Below are 15,040 nucleotides of genomic sequence, written 5' to 3' on the forward strand. Positions count from 1 at the left end.
TTAATCAGCCCGCCGCTTCGTGTTCACCGAAAGTCCCCCGGACGGTCGGCGGGGCGGCCGGGTCGGCACCTAGCGTCGGCCGCGTGGTCAAGCTCTCCGTCGTCGTGCCGTTCTTCAACGTGCAGACATACGCCCCCGACACCCTCGCCAGTCTGCGCGCGAACGCCCGCGACGACTTCGAGTTCCTCCTCGTCGACGACTGCTCGTCCGACGACACCCCCGCGATCCTCGAACGGGCCGCGCGCGAGCTGCCCGGCGCCGTCCTGCTGCGGCACGAGCGCAACGAGGGCCTCGCGACCGCCCGCAACACCGGCCTGGACGCGGCCCGCGGCGAGTTCGTCACCTTCCTCGACGGGGACGACTGGCTCTCCCCCGGCTACTACGGACGGCTCGTCGCCGCCGCCGAAGGGCTCGGCTGCGACTTCCTGCGCACCGACCACACCTCGGTCACCGGCCGCGCCCGCTCGGTCCGCCGGGTGCCCGTGCCGCGCCGGGGCGAGGTCCTCGACCCGCGCGGGGCGATCCTCCCCGCCCACCGCACCACCTCCGTCGACTACCCCTACGCCTGGGCCGGGATCTACCACCGCCGGCTCCTCGACCGGGGCCTGCTGCACTTCCCGCACGGCCTGCGCACCGCCGAGGACCGCCCGTGGATCTGGCGGCTGCACCGCGAGGCGAAATCCTTCGCGGCGATCGGGGAACTCGGCGTCTTCTACCGGCGCGGAGTGGCGACCTCGCTCACCCAGATCGGCGATGTGCGGCAATTGGATTTCATCCGCGCTTTCGACCGGGTCGTCGAGGAGACCGCCCGCGACGAGGACGCCGATCTCTTTCTCCCGAAAGCCGTCCGCACCTATTGCGCGGTGATCGCCCACCACGTCGGCTCCCTCCAGAAGTTCGAGCCGGACGTGGCCCGGCAGCTGAAGGCGATGAGCGCGGGCGCGCTGCGCCGGATGCCGCAGGACGTCCTCGAAGGGGCGCTGGCCGCGATGGGCGGCGACCGGGCCGCGGTGCTGCGCAGGCTGCGCCGCCGGCGCCCGGCACCGCCGCCGCCCGCGCCGCCGGGCGGCCGGGGCCCGGCGTCCGGCACGGCCTCCCCGGAGGCGGCCGCGTGAACGGGAACCGTACGACCCAGATCTTCGCCGCCTCCACCCTCTACGGCGCGGTCACCCTGGCCGCCGCCATGGACAGCGGCTGCTTCGACGGCGCCGACCGCCGGATCCTGCTCGTCACCAACAACGCGCCGGTCCCGGAGACCACCCCGGCCTTCGACACCTCCGAGGGCTTCGCCCGGATCCGCGACCGCTTCGACGAGGTGGTGTCGTGGAACGAGACCATCTCCCCGCTGCACCCCGGCGGCTGGACCCCGCGCGGCCAGGACGTGCCGATGCTCCAGCGGCACCTCCAGAAGCTGTGGGGGCTGGGCGACGACCGGATCGAGCTGGTCCTGGAGTCCATCCAGGTCACCCCCGCGCTGGCGCTCGCCACGCTCCTCCCGGAGGCGGCGATCACCGTCTACGCGGACGGCCTGATGAGCTACGGCCCGACCCGCAACAAGATCGACCCGCTGATCGGCGGCCGGGCCGCCCGGCTGCTCCACCTCGACCTGGTGCCGGGGCTGCGGCCGCTGCTGCTCGGCGAGTTCGGGGCGGAGCCGGAGACCGTGCCGGTGGAGGCGTTCACGAAGGCGGTCGCGGAGCTGGCCGGCACCGACGCGCCCGCGGCGGCCGGGGAGGGGCCGGCCCTGCTGCTCGGCCAGTACCTGGCGGCGCTGAACCTGATGACGGCCGCCGAGGAGGAGGAGCTGCACCTGAGCATGGTGCGCGGCGCCGCCGCCCGCGGCCACCGGCGCCTCGTCTTCAAGCCGCACCCCACCGCCCCCGACTCCTGGACGGCCTCGCTGGCCGCGGAGGCGGCCCGGCTCGGCGCCGAACTGACCGTGGAGACCCGCCCGGTGCTCGCCGAGGTGCTCTACCGGGAGCTGCGGCCCGCGCTGGTCGTCGGCTGCTTCTCGACGGCGCTGATGACCGCCCGCACCTTCTACGGCCTGCCGGTCGCCCGGGTCGGCACCCGGGAGCTGCTGGAGCGGCTCACCCCGTTCCAGAACAGCAACCGGATCCCGCTGACGGTCGTCGACGCGGTCGTCCCGCCGCTGGTCCCCGGCCCGGAGGACGAGGAGCCGGTGACGGACGCCGCCCGCCTCGACGACCTGGTCGCCGCGGTCGGCTTCGCGATGCAGCCGAAGATAAGGACCGACCTGCGGGAGGCGGCGGTGCGCCACCTGTCCGGTCCGTACGCCGAGCGCACCCGGCACCACTTCACCCGCCGCCGGCTCACCGTCCTCGACCTGCCGGGCGGCCTGCCGGTCCCCCGCCACCCCAGGGTGCGGCGGCTGGCCCGCCGGGCCCTGCGCCTGCGGAAGGCCCTGAAGAAGTAGGGAAGGGACGAGGGCGGCCCGGGACCCCGGGCCGCCCTCTCCCGTCACACGCGGCTGATCGGCTCCTGGATCTCCGTCACCCAGCCGGCCGGGTCCTCCGGGCACTCCAGGTACAGCTCGCGGGCGTAGCCCGCCGACACGCAGCCGTTGGTGCCGATCCAGGCGGCGAGCGCCTGCGAGGTCGCGAGCACGTCGTCCATGGAGCCCCGGTGGACGACGGTGGCGGCCTCCTCGATGCCGGGCAGCACGTGCACGCGCACCCCTTCGGCCGCGGTGCCCTCGGGCACGGTCATGCCGGCGTGGACGACGATCGAGCCGTCGCCCTTCCCGGCGTCCTCGTAGTACGCGATCCCCGGGCCGAAACCGGTGACCCCGGCGGCTTCGAGGCGGCCGCACAGCTCCTCGTACAGCGGCCCGATGACGGGCGTGATGTCCTCGGGGTCGAACCCGGCGGCCGAAGCGCTCAGCTCGGCGATCCGGACGGCCGGGATCTTCTTGACGACGACGTCCTGCGTGGACATGTGTCCCTCGCTCTCGATGGCCCGGAGCCTCGCACCGACCTGGGCGAGCCGTGCCCTCGCCGCCTCCAGGGCCGCTTCGAGGTCGGCCTGGCGCAGCCGCAGCATCCCCCGCAGCTCCTCCGCGCCGATCTCGCCGTCGAGGATGGCCCCCACCTGTTCCAGCGTGAAGCCGAGGTCCTTGAGCGCGATGACGCGGTTGAGCCGCGCGAGCTGGTCCGCCGAGTAGAAGCGGTACCCGCTGTACGGGTCGACGTGGGCCGGGCGCAGCAGTCCGAGCGCGTCGTAATGGCGCAGCATCCGGACCGACACCCGCCCGTGCCGGGCGAAGTCTCCGATGTTGAACATGACGCCCCTACGGAACGGCCTGACACGGTGTGAGGGTCAAGCGGCGCTGCTCAGGGAGAGCTTGACGGCGAAGCCGAGGAAGAGGGCGCCGGCGGCGGAGGTGGCGCCCGCGGAGAGGCGCTTGCGGCGGCGGAAGGCGGCGGCGAGGCGGGTGCCGCCGAAGATCAGGGTCGTCAGGTAGAGGAAGCTGCCGAGCTGGAGCAGGGTGCCGAGGACCAGGAAGGAGAGCGCCGGGTAGGCGTAGGACGGGTCGACGAACTGCACGAAGAAGGAGATCAGGAAGAGGATCGCCTTCGGGTTGAAGAGGCTGATGACGAGGGCCCGGCGGTACGGGTGCTCGGTGGAGCCGGTGTCGGCGGCCTCGGCCGTCGCGCCGGCGGGTTCGCGGCGGGAGCGCCACGTCTCCAGGGCCGCGCGGAGCATCCCGTACGCCATCCAGGCCAGGTAGCCGGCGCCCGCGTACTTGACGACCGTGAAGAGCAGCGGGGTGGTCTGGAGGAGGGAGGCCGCGCCGAGGGCGGCCAGGGTCATCAGGATCGTGTCGCCGGTGAAGACGCCGGCGGCGGCCTTGTACCCGGTCCGGGTGCCCTTGCGGGCGGCGACGGACAGCACGTAGAGCGAGTTCGGCCCCGGGAGGAGGATGATGAGGACGAGCCCGGCGAGATAGGTCGGCAGATCGGTGACACCCAGCATGGGCGGAGTGTCGCACACGGGTGCGACACTCCGCTGTGACCTGGGTCTACGTGAGACGGGCCGGTGGCCTAGAAGGCATCGCTGGGGACGTAGGTGCCCCAGACCTCGCGCAGCGCGTTGCAGACCTCGCCGACGGTGGCGCGCGCCTTGAGGGCGTCCTTCATCGGGTAGAGGACGTTGTCGGTGCCCTCGGCGGCCTTCTTCAGCGCGGCGAGGGCCGCGTCGACGGCCGGCTGGTCGCGCTCGGCGCGGAGCTTCGCGAGGCGGTCGGCCTGCTGGGCCTCGATGGCCGGGTCGACGCGCAGCGGCTCGTAGGGCTCCTCGACGTCGATCGTGTAGCGGTTGACGCCGACGACGACCCGCTCGCCGGAGTCGGTCTCCTGCGCGATGCGGTACGCCGAGCGCTCGATCTCGCCCTTCTGGAAGCCGTGCTCGATGGCGCTGACCGCGCCGCCCAGCTCCTCCACCTTGGCCATCAGCTCCAGGGCGGCGGCCTCGACGTCGTCGGTCATCTTCTCCACGACGTACGACCCGGCGAAGGGGTCGACGGTGGCGGTGACGTCGGTCTCGTACGCGAGGACCTGCTGGGTCCGCAGGGCGAGGCGGGCGGACTTGTCCGTCGGCAGGGCGATGGCCTCGTCGAAGGAGTTGGTGTGCAGGGACTGGGTGCCGCCGAGGACGGCCGCGAGTCCCTGGACGGCGACGCGGACGAGGTTGACCTCGGGCTGCTGGGCGGTCAGCTGCACGCCGGCGGTCTGGGTGTGGAAGCGGAGCATCAGCGACTTGGGGTTCTTCGCGCCGAACTCCTCCTTCATCACCCGCGCCCAGATCCGGCGGGCGGCGCGGAACTTCGCCACCTCCTCCAGGATCGTCGTGCGGGCCACGAAGAAGAAGGAGAGCCGGGGGGCGAAGTCGTCGACGTCCATGCCGGCCGCGACGGCGGTGCGGACGTACTCGATGCCGTCGGCGAGGGTGAACGCGATCTCCTGCGCGGGCGAGGCCCCGGCCTCGGCCATGTGGTAGCCGGAGATCGAGATCGTGTTCCACTTCGGGATCTCGGCGTTGCAGTACTTGAAGATGTCGGCGATCAGCCGCAGCGAGGGCTTCGGCGGGAAGATGTACGTGCCGCGGGCGATGTACTCCTTGAGCACGTCGTTCTGGATGGTGCCCGTCAGCTTGTCGGCGGGCACGCCCTGCTCCTCGCCCACCAGCTGGTACATCAGCAGGAGGAGGGAGGCGGGGGCGTTGATCGTCATCGACGTCGACACCTTGTCCAGCGGGATGCCGTCGAACAGCACCCGCATGTCGTCGACCGAGTCGATGGCGACGCCGACCTTGCCGACCTCGCCGCCGGCGATCGCCGCGTCGGAGTCGTGGCCCATCTGGGTGGGCAGGTCGAAGGCGACCGACAGGCCCATCGTGCCGTTGGCGATCAGCTGCTTGTAGCGGGCGTTCGACTCCACCGCCGTGCCGAAGCCGGCGTACTGCCGCATCGTCCACGGACGGCCGGTGTACATCGACGGGTACACGCCGCGCGTGAAGGGGTACGAGCCCGGCTCGCCGAGCTTCTCCGCGGGGTCCCAGCCCGCCAGGGCGTCCGGTCCGTAGACCGGCTCGATGGGCAGTCCCGACTCCGACTCGCGCGCCATGTGATTGTGCCTCCTGGTTGACCTGCTGCCGCCACTGTGCGGTGCCGACCCTCGCGACGGACTGTAGCGGCGGGTGTGCGGCCCGGTGGAGAGCAGCACGCTGGGACCTTCCTCACAGGATGAGCGCTTGCTCGCCCAGGTGCGCAACCGCCGGGGGGCGGGAAGCATCCCTATGGGCACAGTTCTTTTCTCGGGGGGTCACCATGAAGCGTTCGTCCGCGATACGCAGAGCCGTTCTCGCCGCGGCGGCCGTCGCGCTCGTCGTCACCGGCTGCACGGACCGGACGGGCGGGTCCGGCGGGGGGTCCGGCGGCGGTGGCGGTGGCAGTACGCCGCAGAGCCCGGCGAGCGCGCCGGCGTCGGCCGGTTCGGACGGCAAGCCCTCGTCCCCGGCCCCGTCGTCCTCCTCCGCCGCTCCCTCGTCGCCCTCGTCCTCCTCGACCCCGTCCTCCGCCAAGGCGCTCATGAAGGACGGCGACGAGAACGAGCAGGTCCGCGAACTCCAGGCGCGGCTGCGCCAGCTGGACCTCTTCGACCGGGCGCCCACCGGCTTCTACGGGTCGATCACGGGGAAGTCGGTGGCGGCCTTCCAGGAGCGCCGGGGGCTGCCCGTGACGAGCACGGTCGACGCGGCGACGTGGGAGCTGCTGCTCTCCCTCACGAAGGAGCCGACGGCCGACGAGCTGAAGCCGTCGACGACCAACAAGCTGGACACGCCGGACCCGCGCTGCATGACAGGCCGGGTGCTCTGCATCAGCAAGGAGAGCCGGACCCTCGCGTGGATGATCGACGGCAAGGTCGTCTCGTCGTTCGACGTGCGGTTCGGCTCGGAGAACACCCCGACCCGCGAGGGCGAGTTCAAGGTGGAGTGGAAGGCCCGTGAGTGGACCTCCACGATCTACCACACGCCGATGCCGTACTCGATGTTCTTCAGCCGCGGCCAGGCCGTGCACTACTCGGCGGACTTCGCGGCGCGCGGTTACGCGGGGGCCTCGCACGGCTGTGTGAACGTCCGGGACCGGGCGAAGCTCGCGGCCCTCTTCGACCAGGTGAAGCCCGGCGACAAGGTCGTCGTCCACTGGTAGGGGACGGAGCGGGGAGAAGGGGCGCGGGTGGGACCGGGGGAACGTGTCCCACCCGCGCCGTGTGCGCGGAGCCGTAGGTACGGGGGGAACCCCGGCTCTCTGCGCTGCCGATGACCAGTCGGCTCACTTCCTACAGCGCCGACGGCTCCGAAAGTGTCACACCCCCGGTGCGGGGGCTCTCACGACGGCGAGGCGCAGCGGAGGGCGGGGGTGGTCACGCCCCCGGTGCGGGGGCTTGTGCCGGGCAGAGCGCGAGGGCGGCGACGGAGGTCGGACCGGGGGCGGGGGCGGCCCAGGAGTCCCGGGTCCCGGCGTCGTCGCGGCGGCGGGCGTCGCCCTTCGGGCCGCTCTTCCCCTCGGCCCCGGTCTTCGTCCTCCCCCCGCCCTTGCCGGCGCCGGCCTCCTCGGCCCCGCCCCCGCTCCGGTGCCCGCCGGGGGTCTTCCGGCCGGCCTGCTCGTCCTCCGCCCGCTCGCCCCCGGCCTTGCCCTCTCCGGCCTTGCCTCCTCCGGCCTTGCCCTCTCCGGTCTCGCCCTCCCCGGCCTTGTCGTCCTCGCCCTTGCCGGTCCCGCCCTCGTTCCCGTTCCCGTTCCCGTTCCCGGAGCCCGTGGAGCCGTCCTGGTCCTCCGTGCCGGGCGCGAGGAGGGCGTCGCAGTAGGCGCGCAGGGTCTCGCCGGCCCGCAGGGCGCGGGAGAGCCGCTTGCGGCCGGCCGCGTCGAGGCGGCCGGAGCGGTAGTCGCGGCAGGCCCTGGCCTTGTTCCCGGCGTCGCCGCCGGCCTCGTTCCGCGCCTCGTCCGGGGCTCCGGTCCGGCCGCGGCCCTCCCCGGGGGCGGTGGGAGGGGCGGGGACGGAGGGGAGGGTCCCGCCGTCCGGTCCCGCCGTGGGGCTGGTGCCGGGCGAGGGTTCGCCGGCCGGGCGGCCGGGGCCCGCACTGGCGGAGGGGAGCGCGTGCCGCTCGGTGCCGGTGGTGGGCACGCGGGGGTCCGGGGGCGAGGCGGTCTCCACGGCGGTGACCGTGCGGGAGGGCTCCTTGTCGACCAGCGGGAGCACGCCGGTACCGGCGGCGACGGCGACCCCGCCGACGGTGACGGCGGCGAGCGCGGCGGCCAGCCCGTACCGCAGGGAGCGGCTCCAGTGCCGGGCCGCGGCGGGCACGGGAGCGAGCCGGACCCGTCCGAGGTCGGCGGACTCCCGGGCCGCGGCGGAGGGCGCTCCGGCCGCCGCGCGGGCGGCGGTGGCGGTGCGGAAGGCGGCGAGGGCGGCCTCCTCCCCGGCGAGCGGGACGCCGGGGGCGGCGGTGGTGGCGGCGCGGGCCGCGTCGAGGGCTTCGGCGAGGGCGGCGGCTCCGGAGCGGGCCGCGGGGCCGGCGTCGGCGGGGTCGACCGGGGCACCTCGGAGCAGCCGCTCCGCGGTCTCCGGGTCGAGCCACTGGTACCGCTCGTCGGCCATCACATGTCCTTCTGCGTACGCGGACGCCAATGCGTCACACCGCCGGGGGCCATGGGCCCCGGGTTCCGGCCGCGTTGGGGAGGCACTCCGTCCAGGGGAGGCACGGCGTCCTGCGGGGGCACGCCGCCTTGGGGCTCCTCCCCCGCCCCGGCTCCGGGCGCGATCTCGACGCCGAGGAGGTCGGCGAGCTTCTTCAGGCCGCGGTGGGAGGCGGTGCGGACGGCGCCGGAGCGCTTGCCGAGGGTCTCGGCGGCGCTCTTGGCGTCGAGGCCGACGACCACGCGCAGGACGACGGCCTCGGCCTGGTCCCTCGGGAGGCGGGAGATCAGGCGGAGGGTGTTGTCGGTGCCGAGGGCCTCCAGGGCCTCGCCCTCGGTGTCCGAGTCGGCGGGCCGGTCGGCCAGTTCGCTCTCGTCGCCGGCGGAGGCGGGGCGCCGGCCGCGCATCCGGATGTGGTCGAGGGCGCGGTTGCGGGCGATCCGGGCCGCCCAGCCGCGGAAGCGGTCCGCGTCGCCGCTGAAGCGGTCGAGGTCGCGGGCGATCTGGAGCCAGGACTCCGAGGTGACGTCCTCGGCGTCGGCCTCCCCGACGAGTGTGCGCATGTAGCCCAGCAGACGGGGATGCACGGCGCGGTACACAGTACGGAAGGCGTCCTCGTCCCCGTCCTGCGCAGCGAGCACCGCGGCCGTCAGCTCCGCGTCGTCCCCCAGCACTCCCCAAACCCTGTTCGTCGGTGGCGCTCCGGCGCGCGCGTCAGCGCGCCGGCCGCGGGGCCGGGGCTGGTCGTCGCCGCCGGGTTCCGCATCGCGCTCCAGCACGCTACGTCGTGTCCGGGCGTCGCGTCCACGCGGTCCGCCCACCTTGTACAACTCGCAACCTTCGGTCCGGGCGCGGGCGGTGTGACAGAAACCGCACCTCCGGCGCTGTAGGGAGTACGGAGCCGTGCTGCGGCTCCGTGGATGACGACCGGGGCCTCTCCTGTGGGGGGTGGCGGCCCCGGTCGTCTCCCTTTTCCGGGGCTCTCAGAGCACTCGCCTCCCCGGGGTCCTCAGGGCACTCGCCGCCCGTCCTCCCGGTGTCCGCACGGCGCTCGCCGCCCGTTCTCCCGAGGACCTCGCGACGCCGTCCGCCCCTTTCATCCCACTTTCAGCAGATCCCACACATCACCCGGAAGGGTCACCCTTTCGAGTGTCAACCGACCGTTGACAGTCGGGGAGCGTCAACCTAGGGTTGCCTCATGACAGAGCCCACGGTTCCGAACCTCAGCATCCGTCTCGACGAACTCATCGAAGCGATCAAGAAGGTCCACCCCGACACCCTGGACCAGCTCTCCGGCGCGGTCATCGCGGCGGACTACCTCGGCGAGGTCGCCGACCACCTCATCGGCCACTTCGTCGACCAGGCCCGCCGCTCCGGCGCCTCCTGGACCGACATCGGCCGCAGCATGGGCGTGACCCGCCAGGCCGCCCAGAAGCGCTTCGTCCCCAAGGACCCCGACGCCGAGAAGATGGACGCGAGCGCCGGGTTCAGCCGCTTCACCCCGCGCGCCCGCAGCGTCGTCGTCGCCTCGCAGAAGGAGGCCGCCGCGGGGCGCAGCACGGAGATCACCCCCGGCCACCTCCTGCTCGGACTGCTCGCCGAGCCGGAGGGCCTCGCGGTCCTGTGGATCACCTCGCGGGGCGTCACCGCCGAGCAGCTGCGCGAGGCGGTCGCGCCGACCCTGCCGGCGCCGGCCGCCGAGGAGGCGCCCGCCCTCGTGCCGTACGACGCCGCGTCGAAGAAGGTGCTCGAACTGACCTTCCGCGAGGCGCTCCGGCTCGGGCACAACTACGTCGGCACCGAGCACATCCTGCTCGCCCTCCTGGAGCACGAGGACGGCACGGGCGTGCTGAGCGGCCTCGGCCTCGACAAGGAGACGGCCGAGCGGCAGATCTCCGAGCTGGTCGCCTCCGCCACGATCGAGGCCCCCTCGGAGGGCTGAGCCTCAGGCGGTGCGGGCGCGGCGCGAGACCACCGCGCGCAGCACCCGGCCGCCCTCGGTGGAGAGCTCACGGGCCCGGCGCAGTCCGGTCGGGCCGTGGGCGACCGAGTCGAGGACGGCCAGCTGGCGGCGGAGCTCTCCGGCGTGCAGCGGGCCGTCCTCGTTCACGTCGTACAGGCGGTGCACGGCGAGCGCCACGGCCGAGCACCGCTCGGCCCAGGTGCGCAGGGGCTCCTCGGCCCAGGCGGCGGGCACTCCGTCGAGCAGCGCGCGGACCATCGTGACGACCCCGCCGTCGCCGGCGGCCCCGCCGCCCGCGCCGTCCAGCTCGACCCGCGCCCCGGCGACGGCCTCGGACCAGGCCCCGCCGTCCCCGCGCGCCACCGCCGCCCACACGGGGCGCAGCACCTCGGTGCGGTCGGGCGCGAGCAGCGGCAGGCACCGGTCCAGGCAGGCGAGCCCCGCGGCGGCGAGGCCGCGTTCGTCGGCCCCGCCGATCAGTTCCGGCAGACTCCGGCCCGTACTCGACGTCATGGACGCCTCCTCGCCACCCGATGCGGACGCTCTACGTCCACTTCTGCGCCGACAGGCGCTTTCCCGTCACCCGGTGGCCGGAATCATGCCAGTGGCCTTGGCGTGCTGCATAGAGGTCAGACGGCGGACGAAGAGGACGGCGAGGACGCCGGCGACGGCTTCCAGGAGGTATCCGGAGAGGGACCACCGGACGGCGGTCAGGAGCTCGCCCGTGGTCTCGGCATCCGAATCCAGCCGAACGGAGACCAGGTTGGCGAAGTTGCTGACGACCCAGAACGTCCACCAGGCGTTGAGCAGCGTCAGCTCGCCCCTGCCGTCGGGGCCGTACGGATCCGGACGGCTGGCCCGCCAGATGTCGGCGGCGACCTGGCGCGGGATCCAGTAGAAGGCGAACGGGATGAACCAGCCGCCGACGGCCCAGCCGGGCCTGCGGCCCTGGAGGTCGCCGGCCCACACCTCTGCGTTCAGCCGCAGGCGGTGGAACCAGATCACGAAGACGACCGCGGTCGCCGCGTAGGCGAAGAACGCCGCCGTGTAGACGGCGGCGAGTCCCACCCCGGCGAAGTCGGCGGCCCCGTAGGCGTCCGGGTCGGACAGCGTGTCCAGGTCGACGACTCCGAGGAACAGGTCGAAGGCGATGTCGACGCCCAGCAGGGCCATGACGGCGTACGCCAGGCCGTTGGGATTGCGCAGCATGAAGAGGTTCCCCCCAGGAACACGGATTCAGGTGACCGGAAAGCGCCCCTCCCCCAAGGGGCCGAGCCGGAACCTATGCCGGACGGAACCGCGCCGTCCAGGGAAAACCGCAGCTCAGCCGCGTACCTTCGTCGCCAGCGCGCGGAACTCGGGCCAGGTCCGGGCGGGTTTGCGGGGGTCCCACACCTTCTGGGCGAGGGCCGCGAGGGGGAGCCGGATGCCGGCGGCGACCTGGTCCTGGGTCTGGGCGTTCGAGAAGTCGCACCAGACGGCGAAGCGGGCGCCCTGGATCTGCGCGTCGTAGCGGGCCGGGACGGGGGCGGTGCCGCGGACGACCAGCGGGGTCCACTGCTCGTAGATGCGGCGGCCGGTCGGATAGGTGAAGTCGTTGGGCTCGCCGAGCACGTAGTAGAGGTACTCGTCGTTGAGGTTGACCAGCCGGCGGCCCGCCTGGAGGTACGGGAGCGGGGGCCTGGCGCCGTACTCCTTGCCCGTCCAGTACTCGACCTCGATGTCCTTCGCCGCGCTCACCACCCCGCCGGGGAAGAAGCCGTCGTTCCACGCCTTGAGGGTCTTGCCGGTGGGGCGGACGGTGGCGGCCCGGTCGTTGAGCCAGGCGGTGGCCAGGTCCTGGACCCGGCCGGAGGGCCCGTACGCCTCCCGCGCCGCCCGCGCGAGCTGCGGGTAGCTGGCCTCGGGGTCCTTCGCCATGAGGGCCACGTACTCGTCGGCGCCCAGGTGCCAGTAGGCGCCGGGGAAGAGGGCCGCGTACTCGCGCAGCAGGTCGTCGACGATCCGGGCGGCGTCGGGGTCGGAGACGTCCACGGCGCCGCGCGGGGTCCGGCCGGACGCGCTGACCAGCTGGAGGTCCGGGTGGGCGGCGATGACCGCGCCGAGGTGGCCGGGCGAGTCGATCTCGGGGACGACGGTGACGTGCCGGCTCGCGGCGAGGGCGAGGATCCGGCGGATCTCCGCCTTGGTGAGGTGCTGCTTCGAGACGACCTCGGGGTGCGAGTCCGACTCGATCCGGAAGCCCTGGTCGTCGGAGAAGTGCAGCCCCAGCTGGTTGAGCTTGAGGTCGCCCATCTCCCGGATGCGGTCCTCCAGCCAGGCGGCCGTGAAGTGCTTGCGGGCGATGTCGACGTTGAGCCCGCGCTGCGGCTTGGCCGGGCGGTCGGCGACGGTGCCCTCGGGCATGCTGCCGCCCGACCTGACGGACTGCTTGAGGGTGCGGGTGCCGTAGAAGACGCCGGCCTCGTCGGGGCCGGTGATCCGGACCCGGCCGTCCTCGACGGTGAGCGCGTACGACTCGGGGGCGCCGCCGGCGCCGAGGGACAGCTCGACGTCGCCGGGCTCGGGGGCGGCCTCGCCCCGGTAGCGCAGGCCCAGCTCACCGGCGAGCAGCCGGGCCTCGTCGGCGAGGCCGGCGCTGTCCGCGCCGAGGACCACCCCGGCGGCCGCGGCGGGCTTCCAGCCGGGGCCGCGGGCGGGGGTGTGGGAGCGGACGGCGGGGACCGTGCGGGGCGCGGTGGAGAGCGGGTACGTCCGGGTGGGCGTGGGGCTCGGCGTGGGGGTGGGGGGCGCCGCCGGCGTCGTGGCCGCCGCGCCCGTGCGGGAGGGGGCCGTGGGAGCCGCGGACGGGGAGCCCGCTCCGGACGGGGAGCCGTTCGAACAGGCCGTCACGACGGTCAGGGCCGCCGCGGCCACCAGGAGGGCGGGGCCGCGCAGGGGGCCCCGTGGGGAGTACCGCATCACACGGCATCCTCTCCCACCTCGGGGAACCCGGCCAATCGTCCGCACGGAGAGAGAACGGAACCTTCACGTCCATCACATGTTCCTAAACTCTCCCTTCCGGGTGAAATTCGCGCACTCGTCGGACACTTCCCCCGTACCGTCGATAACGTTGCGTCACGCCCACCCCTTTCGTCCCCGCCGTCCCGGAGCCCACGCTGACCAGCGACACGCACGCCCCCTGCCGCAAGCCGGGCCCGGCGGACGCACCGGCCACACCCGTCCGGCAGCGCCCGGGCGTCCCGCAGCCCTCCGGCGTCCCGCAGCCCCTCGGCGCCCCCCGGTCCTCCGGCGTCCCGCAGTCCCCCGGGGCCCCGCACGGCCTGCTGCTGCTCAACGCGGCGGGCCACGGCGAGGCCGTCGAGCTGCTGCTCTCCTGCTGCCACAGCCCGCGCTGGGCGGAGCGGATGGCCGCGCACCGGCCCTACCCCACGACGGACGCCCTGCTGGCCGCCGCCGAGGAGGCCGGGTACGACCTGGCCGGGCACGACCTCGACGAGGCGCTGGCCGCCGAGTGCCCCGCGCCGCCGCACCCCGACGCCCCGCCGGCCGCCAGGACCGCGCTGCGCGCCGCCCACGCCGCGTACGAGAGCCGCTTCGGCCACGCCTTCGTCATCAGCCTGGAGGGGGTGCGGCCCGGGGAGCGGCTGGACGCCGTCCTGGCCGCCATCCGGTCACGTCTCGGCAACGAACCGGACGAGGAGCGGGCCGTCGCGGCGGACGAACTGCGCCGGCTGGCCCGGTCCCGGCTCGCCTTCGCGCTCGCCCGGGGGCTCACCTTCCCCCGTGCGGACCTGTGATTCTCTCCGGAATGGGCCGATTCCGCCCTGGACGATAGCCCGTCCGTGCCTGTTTGATCACACTGGAGGACCCCGCGCGAGCGAACCGACGAGTCGTCGCTACGATGACCGGGGCCGGTGGACCGTACCCGGCCGGGTCTGACCGACAGAGAAGCCGGCCGGCCCCTGATCCCCGCTCCCGGAGGGTTTTTCCGTGCCGGCTGGAACGCTGTACCGCGGCCGGGAAGGAATGTGGTCCTGGGTGGCTCACCGAGTCACCGGCGTCCTCATCTTCTTCTTCCTGTTCGTACACGTGCTGGACACCGCTCTCGTGCGTGTCTCCCCCGAGGCGTACGACGAGGTCGTCGCGACCTACAAGACGCCGATCGTCGCTCTCCTCGAGTACGGCCTCGTCGCCGCCATCCTCTTCCACGCGCTGAACGGCCTCCGGGTCATCGCCGTGGACTTCTGGTCCAAGGGACCCCGCTACCAGAAGCAGATGCTCTGGACCGTCGTGGGCATCTGGGTCGTGCTGATGGCGGGCTCGCTGTACCCCGTCCTCGGCCACGCCGCACGTGAACTGTTCGGGAGCTGACGCCAGACATGTCCGCTGACACCACTTCCGCGATCGGTCCCGTCGAGGGCGCTTCCTTCGACGTGGACAACCCCGCCCCCTACATCGAGGCGCCCCGCAAGCGCACGGGCCGGACCCCGCGCGCGACCCGCGGCAACTTCGAGATGGCCGCATGGCTCTTCATGCGCCTCTCGGGCGTCGTCCTCGTGGTCCTCGTCCTCGGCCACCTGCTGATCCAGCTCTTCCTGGACGGCGGCGTCTCCAAGATCGGCTTCGCCTTCGTGGCGGGCCGCTGGGCGTCCCCGTTCTGGCAGGTCTGGGACCTGCTGATGCTGTGGCTCGCCATGCTGCACGGCTGCAACGGCCTCCGTACTGTCATCAACGACTACGCGGAGCGTGCCAACACGCGCCTGTGGCTCAAGGGCCTGCTGTACACCGCCACGGTGTTCACCATCCTTCTGGGCACGCTGGTGATCTTCACCTTCGACCCGAACATCCGCTAGGCACG

15 protein-coding genes are annotated in these 15,040 nt (G+C 73.4%); 7 read left to right on the forward strand and 8 right to left on the reverse strand.

Going from position 1 to position 15,040, the window contains the following annotated elements; all coding sequences use genetic code 11:
- Window positions 1-83: 83 nt before the first annotated feature.
- Together IE326_RS07795 and IE326_RS07800 are read left to right on the forward strand one after the other, a co-directional pair.
- Window positions 84-1,115, forward strand: a complete 1,032-nt coding sequence (locus IE326_RS07795; protein ID WP_190041147.1) for a glycosyltransferase family 2 protein — start codon at window positions 84-86, stop codon at window positions 1,113-1,115.
- Complete coding sequence (locus tag IE326_RS07800) at window positions 1,112-2,437, forward strand: polysialyltransferase family glycosyltransferase (protein WP_190041148.1); 1,326 nt, start codon at window positions 1,112-1,114, stop codon at window positions 2,435-2,437. Before IE326_RS07795 ends, IE326_RS07800 begins: the two co-directional genes overlap by 4 nt.
- Before the next feature lie 44 nt (window positions 2,438-2,481).
- Here the strand turns inward: IE326_RS07800 and IE326_RS07805 are convergent, their stop codons facing one another.
- The 3 genes from IE326_RS07805 to IE326_RS07815 form a co-directional block, all read right to left on the reverse strand.
- On the reverse strand, window positions 2,482-3,303 hold the full coding sequence (locus IE326_RS07805) for a MerR family transcriptional regulator (protein ID WP_150230994.1): 822 nt from the start codon (window positions 3,301-3,303) through the stop codon (window positions 2,482-2,484).
- Between the two features lie 36 nt (window positions 3,304-3,339).
- Entirely contained in the window at window positions 3,340-3,996 is a 657-nt protein-coding gene (gene leuE / locus IE326_RS07810; protein WP_190041149.1) for a leucine efflux protein LeuE, read from the reverse strand.
- Between the two features lie 68 nt (window positions 3,997-4,064).
- On the reverse strand, window positions 4,065-5,645 hold the full coding sequence (locus IE326_RS07815) for an acyl-CoA mutase large subunit family protein (RefSeq protein WP_150230990.1): 1,581 nt from the start codon (window positions 5,643-5,645) through the stop codon (window positions 4,065-4,067).
- A gap of 203 nt (window positions 5,646-5,848) precedes the next feature.
- Between IE326_RS07815 and IE326_RS07820 the strand changes: the two genes are divergently transcribed.
- Complete coding sequence (locus IE326_RS07820) at window positions 5,849-6,730, forward strand: L,D-transpeptidase family protein (protein ID WP_190041150.1); 882 nt, start codon at window positions 5,849-5,851, stop codon at window positions 6,728-6,730.
- A 214-nt stretch (window positions 6,731-6,944) separates the two neighbouring features.
- On the opposite strand, the gene IE326_RS07825 is transcribed toward IE326_RS07820, so the two are convergent.
- Both IE326_RS07825 and IE326_RS07830 read right to left on the reverse strand, forming a co-directional pair.
- The gene (locus IE326_RS07825; protein WP_190041151.1) at window positions 6,945-8,177 is read right to left on the reverse strand and encodes a hypothetical protein; all 1,233 of its coding nucleotides are present in this window, start codon (window positions 8,175-8,177) and stop codon (window positions 6,945-6,947) included.
- Window positions 8,177-8,890, reverse strand: coding sequence for an RNA polymerase sigma factor (locus IE326_RS07830; protein ID WP_150230986.1), 714 nt, complete (start codon window positions 8,888-8,890; stop codon window positions 8,177-8,179). Before IE326_RS07830 ends, IE326_RS07825 begins: the two co-directional genes overlap by 1 nt.
- 524 nt (window positions 8,891-9,414) lie before the next feature.
- On the opposite strand from IE326_RS07830, the gene IE326_RS07835 reads away from it, so the two are divergent.
- Window positions 9,415-10,158, forward strand: a complete 744-nt coding sequence (locus tag IE326_RS07835) for a Clp protease N-terminal domain-containing protein (protein ID WP_190041152.1) — start codon at window positions 9,415-9,417, stop codon at window positions 10,156-10,158.
- A gap of 3 nt (window positions 10,159-10,161) precedes the next feature.
- Here IE326_RS07835 and IE326_RS07840 read toward each other — a convergent pair whose 3' ends face one another.
- From IE326_RS07840 to IE326_RS07850, 3 genes are all read right to left on the reverse strand, one after another.
- Window positions 10,162-10,692, reverse strand: coding sequence for a hypothetical protein (locus IE326_RS07840; protein WP_190041153.1), 531 nt, complete (start codon window positions 10,690-10,692; stop codon window positions 10,162-10,164).
- A 66-nt stretch (window positions 10,693-10,758) separates the two neighbouring features.
- The gene (locus IE326_RS07845) at window positions 10,759-11,388 is read right to left on the reverse strand and encodes a DUF4328 domain-containing protein (protein ID WP_190041154.1); all 630 of its coding nucleotides are present in this window, start codon (window positions 11,386-11,388) and stop codon (window positions 10,759-10,761) included.
- Between the two features lie 114 nt (window positions 11,389-11,502).
- A complete protein-coding gene (locus IE326_RS07850; protein ID WP_190041155.1) occupies window positions 11,503-13,140 on the reverse strand; it encodes a beta-N-acetylhexosaminidase in 1,638 nt (545 codons plus the stop codon).
- Between the two features lie 407 nt (window positions 13,141-13,547).
- Here IE326_RS07850 and IE326_RS07855 point away from each other — a divergent pair, with 407 nt between their 5' ends.
- The 3 genes from IE326_RS07855 to IE326_RS07865 all read left to right on the forward strand — a co-directional run bounded on the left by IE326_RS07855 (window position 13,548) and on the right by IE326_RS07865 (window position 15,035).
- Window positions 13,548-13,979 (forward strand): 2-oxo-4-hydroxy-4-carboxy-5-ureidoimidazoline decarboxylase, encoded by a 432-nt coding sequence (locus IE326_RS07855; protein ID WP_373310225.1) that lies wholly within the window; start codon window positions 13,548-13,550, stop codon window positions 13,977-13,979.
- A 193-nt stretch (window positions 13,980-14,172) separates the two neighbouring features.
- Window positions 14,173-14,553 (forward strand): succinate dehydrogenase, cytochrome b556 subunit, encoded by a 381-nt coding sequence (sdhC, locus tag IE326_RS07860; RefSeq protein WP_015035721.1) that lies wholly within the window; start codon window positions 14,173-14,175, stop codon window positions 14,551-14,553.
- Between the two features lie 8 nt (window positions 14,554-14,561).
- Entirely contained in the window at window positions 14,562-15,035 is a 474-nt protein-coding gene (locus IE326_RS07865; RefSeq protein WP_150230975.1) for a succinate dehydrogenase hydrophobic membrane anchor subunit, read from the forward strand.
- The last annotated feature ends 5 nt before the right edge of the window (window positions 15,036-15,040 follow it).

The sequence above is a fragment of the Streptomyces filamentosus genome (genome assembly GCF_014654895.1).
Lineage (GTDB): Bacteria > Actinomycetota > Actinomycetes > Streptomycetales > Streptomycetaceae > Streptomyces > Streptomyces filamentosus.

Coding starts and splice junctions, on each gene's coding strand:
- IE326_RS07865 (WP_150230975.1), top strand. CDS start 14,562: ATGTCCGCTGACACCACTTCCGCGATCGGTCCCGTCGAGGGCGCTTCC.
- IE326_RS07840 (WP_190041153.1), bottom strand. CDS start 10,692: ATGACGTCGAGTACGGGCCGGAGTCTGCCGGAACTGATCGGCGGGGCC.
- IE326_RS07825 (WP_190041151.1), bottom strand. CDS start 8,177: ATGGCCGACGAGCGGTACCAGTGGCTCGACCCGGAGACCGCGGAGCGG.
- IE326_RS07835 (WP_190041152.1), top strand. CDS start 9,415: ATGACAGAGCCCACGGTTCCGAACCTCAGCATCCGTCTCGACGAACTC.
- IE326_RS07850 (WP_190041155.1), bottom strand. CDS start 13,140: ATGCGGTACTCCCCACGGGGCCCCCTGCGCGGCCCCGCCCTCCTGGTG.
- IE326_RS07805 (WP_150230994.1), bottom strand. CDS start 3,303: ATGTTCAACATCGGAGACTTCGCCCGGCACGGGCGGGTGTCGGTCCGG.
- IE326_RS07815 (WP_150230990.1), bottom strand. CDS start 5,645: ATGGCGCGCGAGTCGGAGTCGGGACTGCCCATCGAGCCGGTCTACGGA.
- IE326_RS07820 (WP_190041150.1), top strand. CDS start 5,849: ATGAAGCGTTCGTCCGCGATACGCAGAGCCGTTCTCGCCGCGGCGGCC.
- IE326_RS07845 (WP_190041154.1), bottom strand. CDS start 11,388: ATGCTGCGCAATCCCAACGGCCTGGCGTACGCCGTCATGGCCCTGCTG.
- leuE (WP_190041149.1), bottom strand. CDS start 3,996: ATGCTGGGTGTCACCGATCTGCCGACCTATCTCGCCGGGCTCGTCCTC.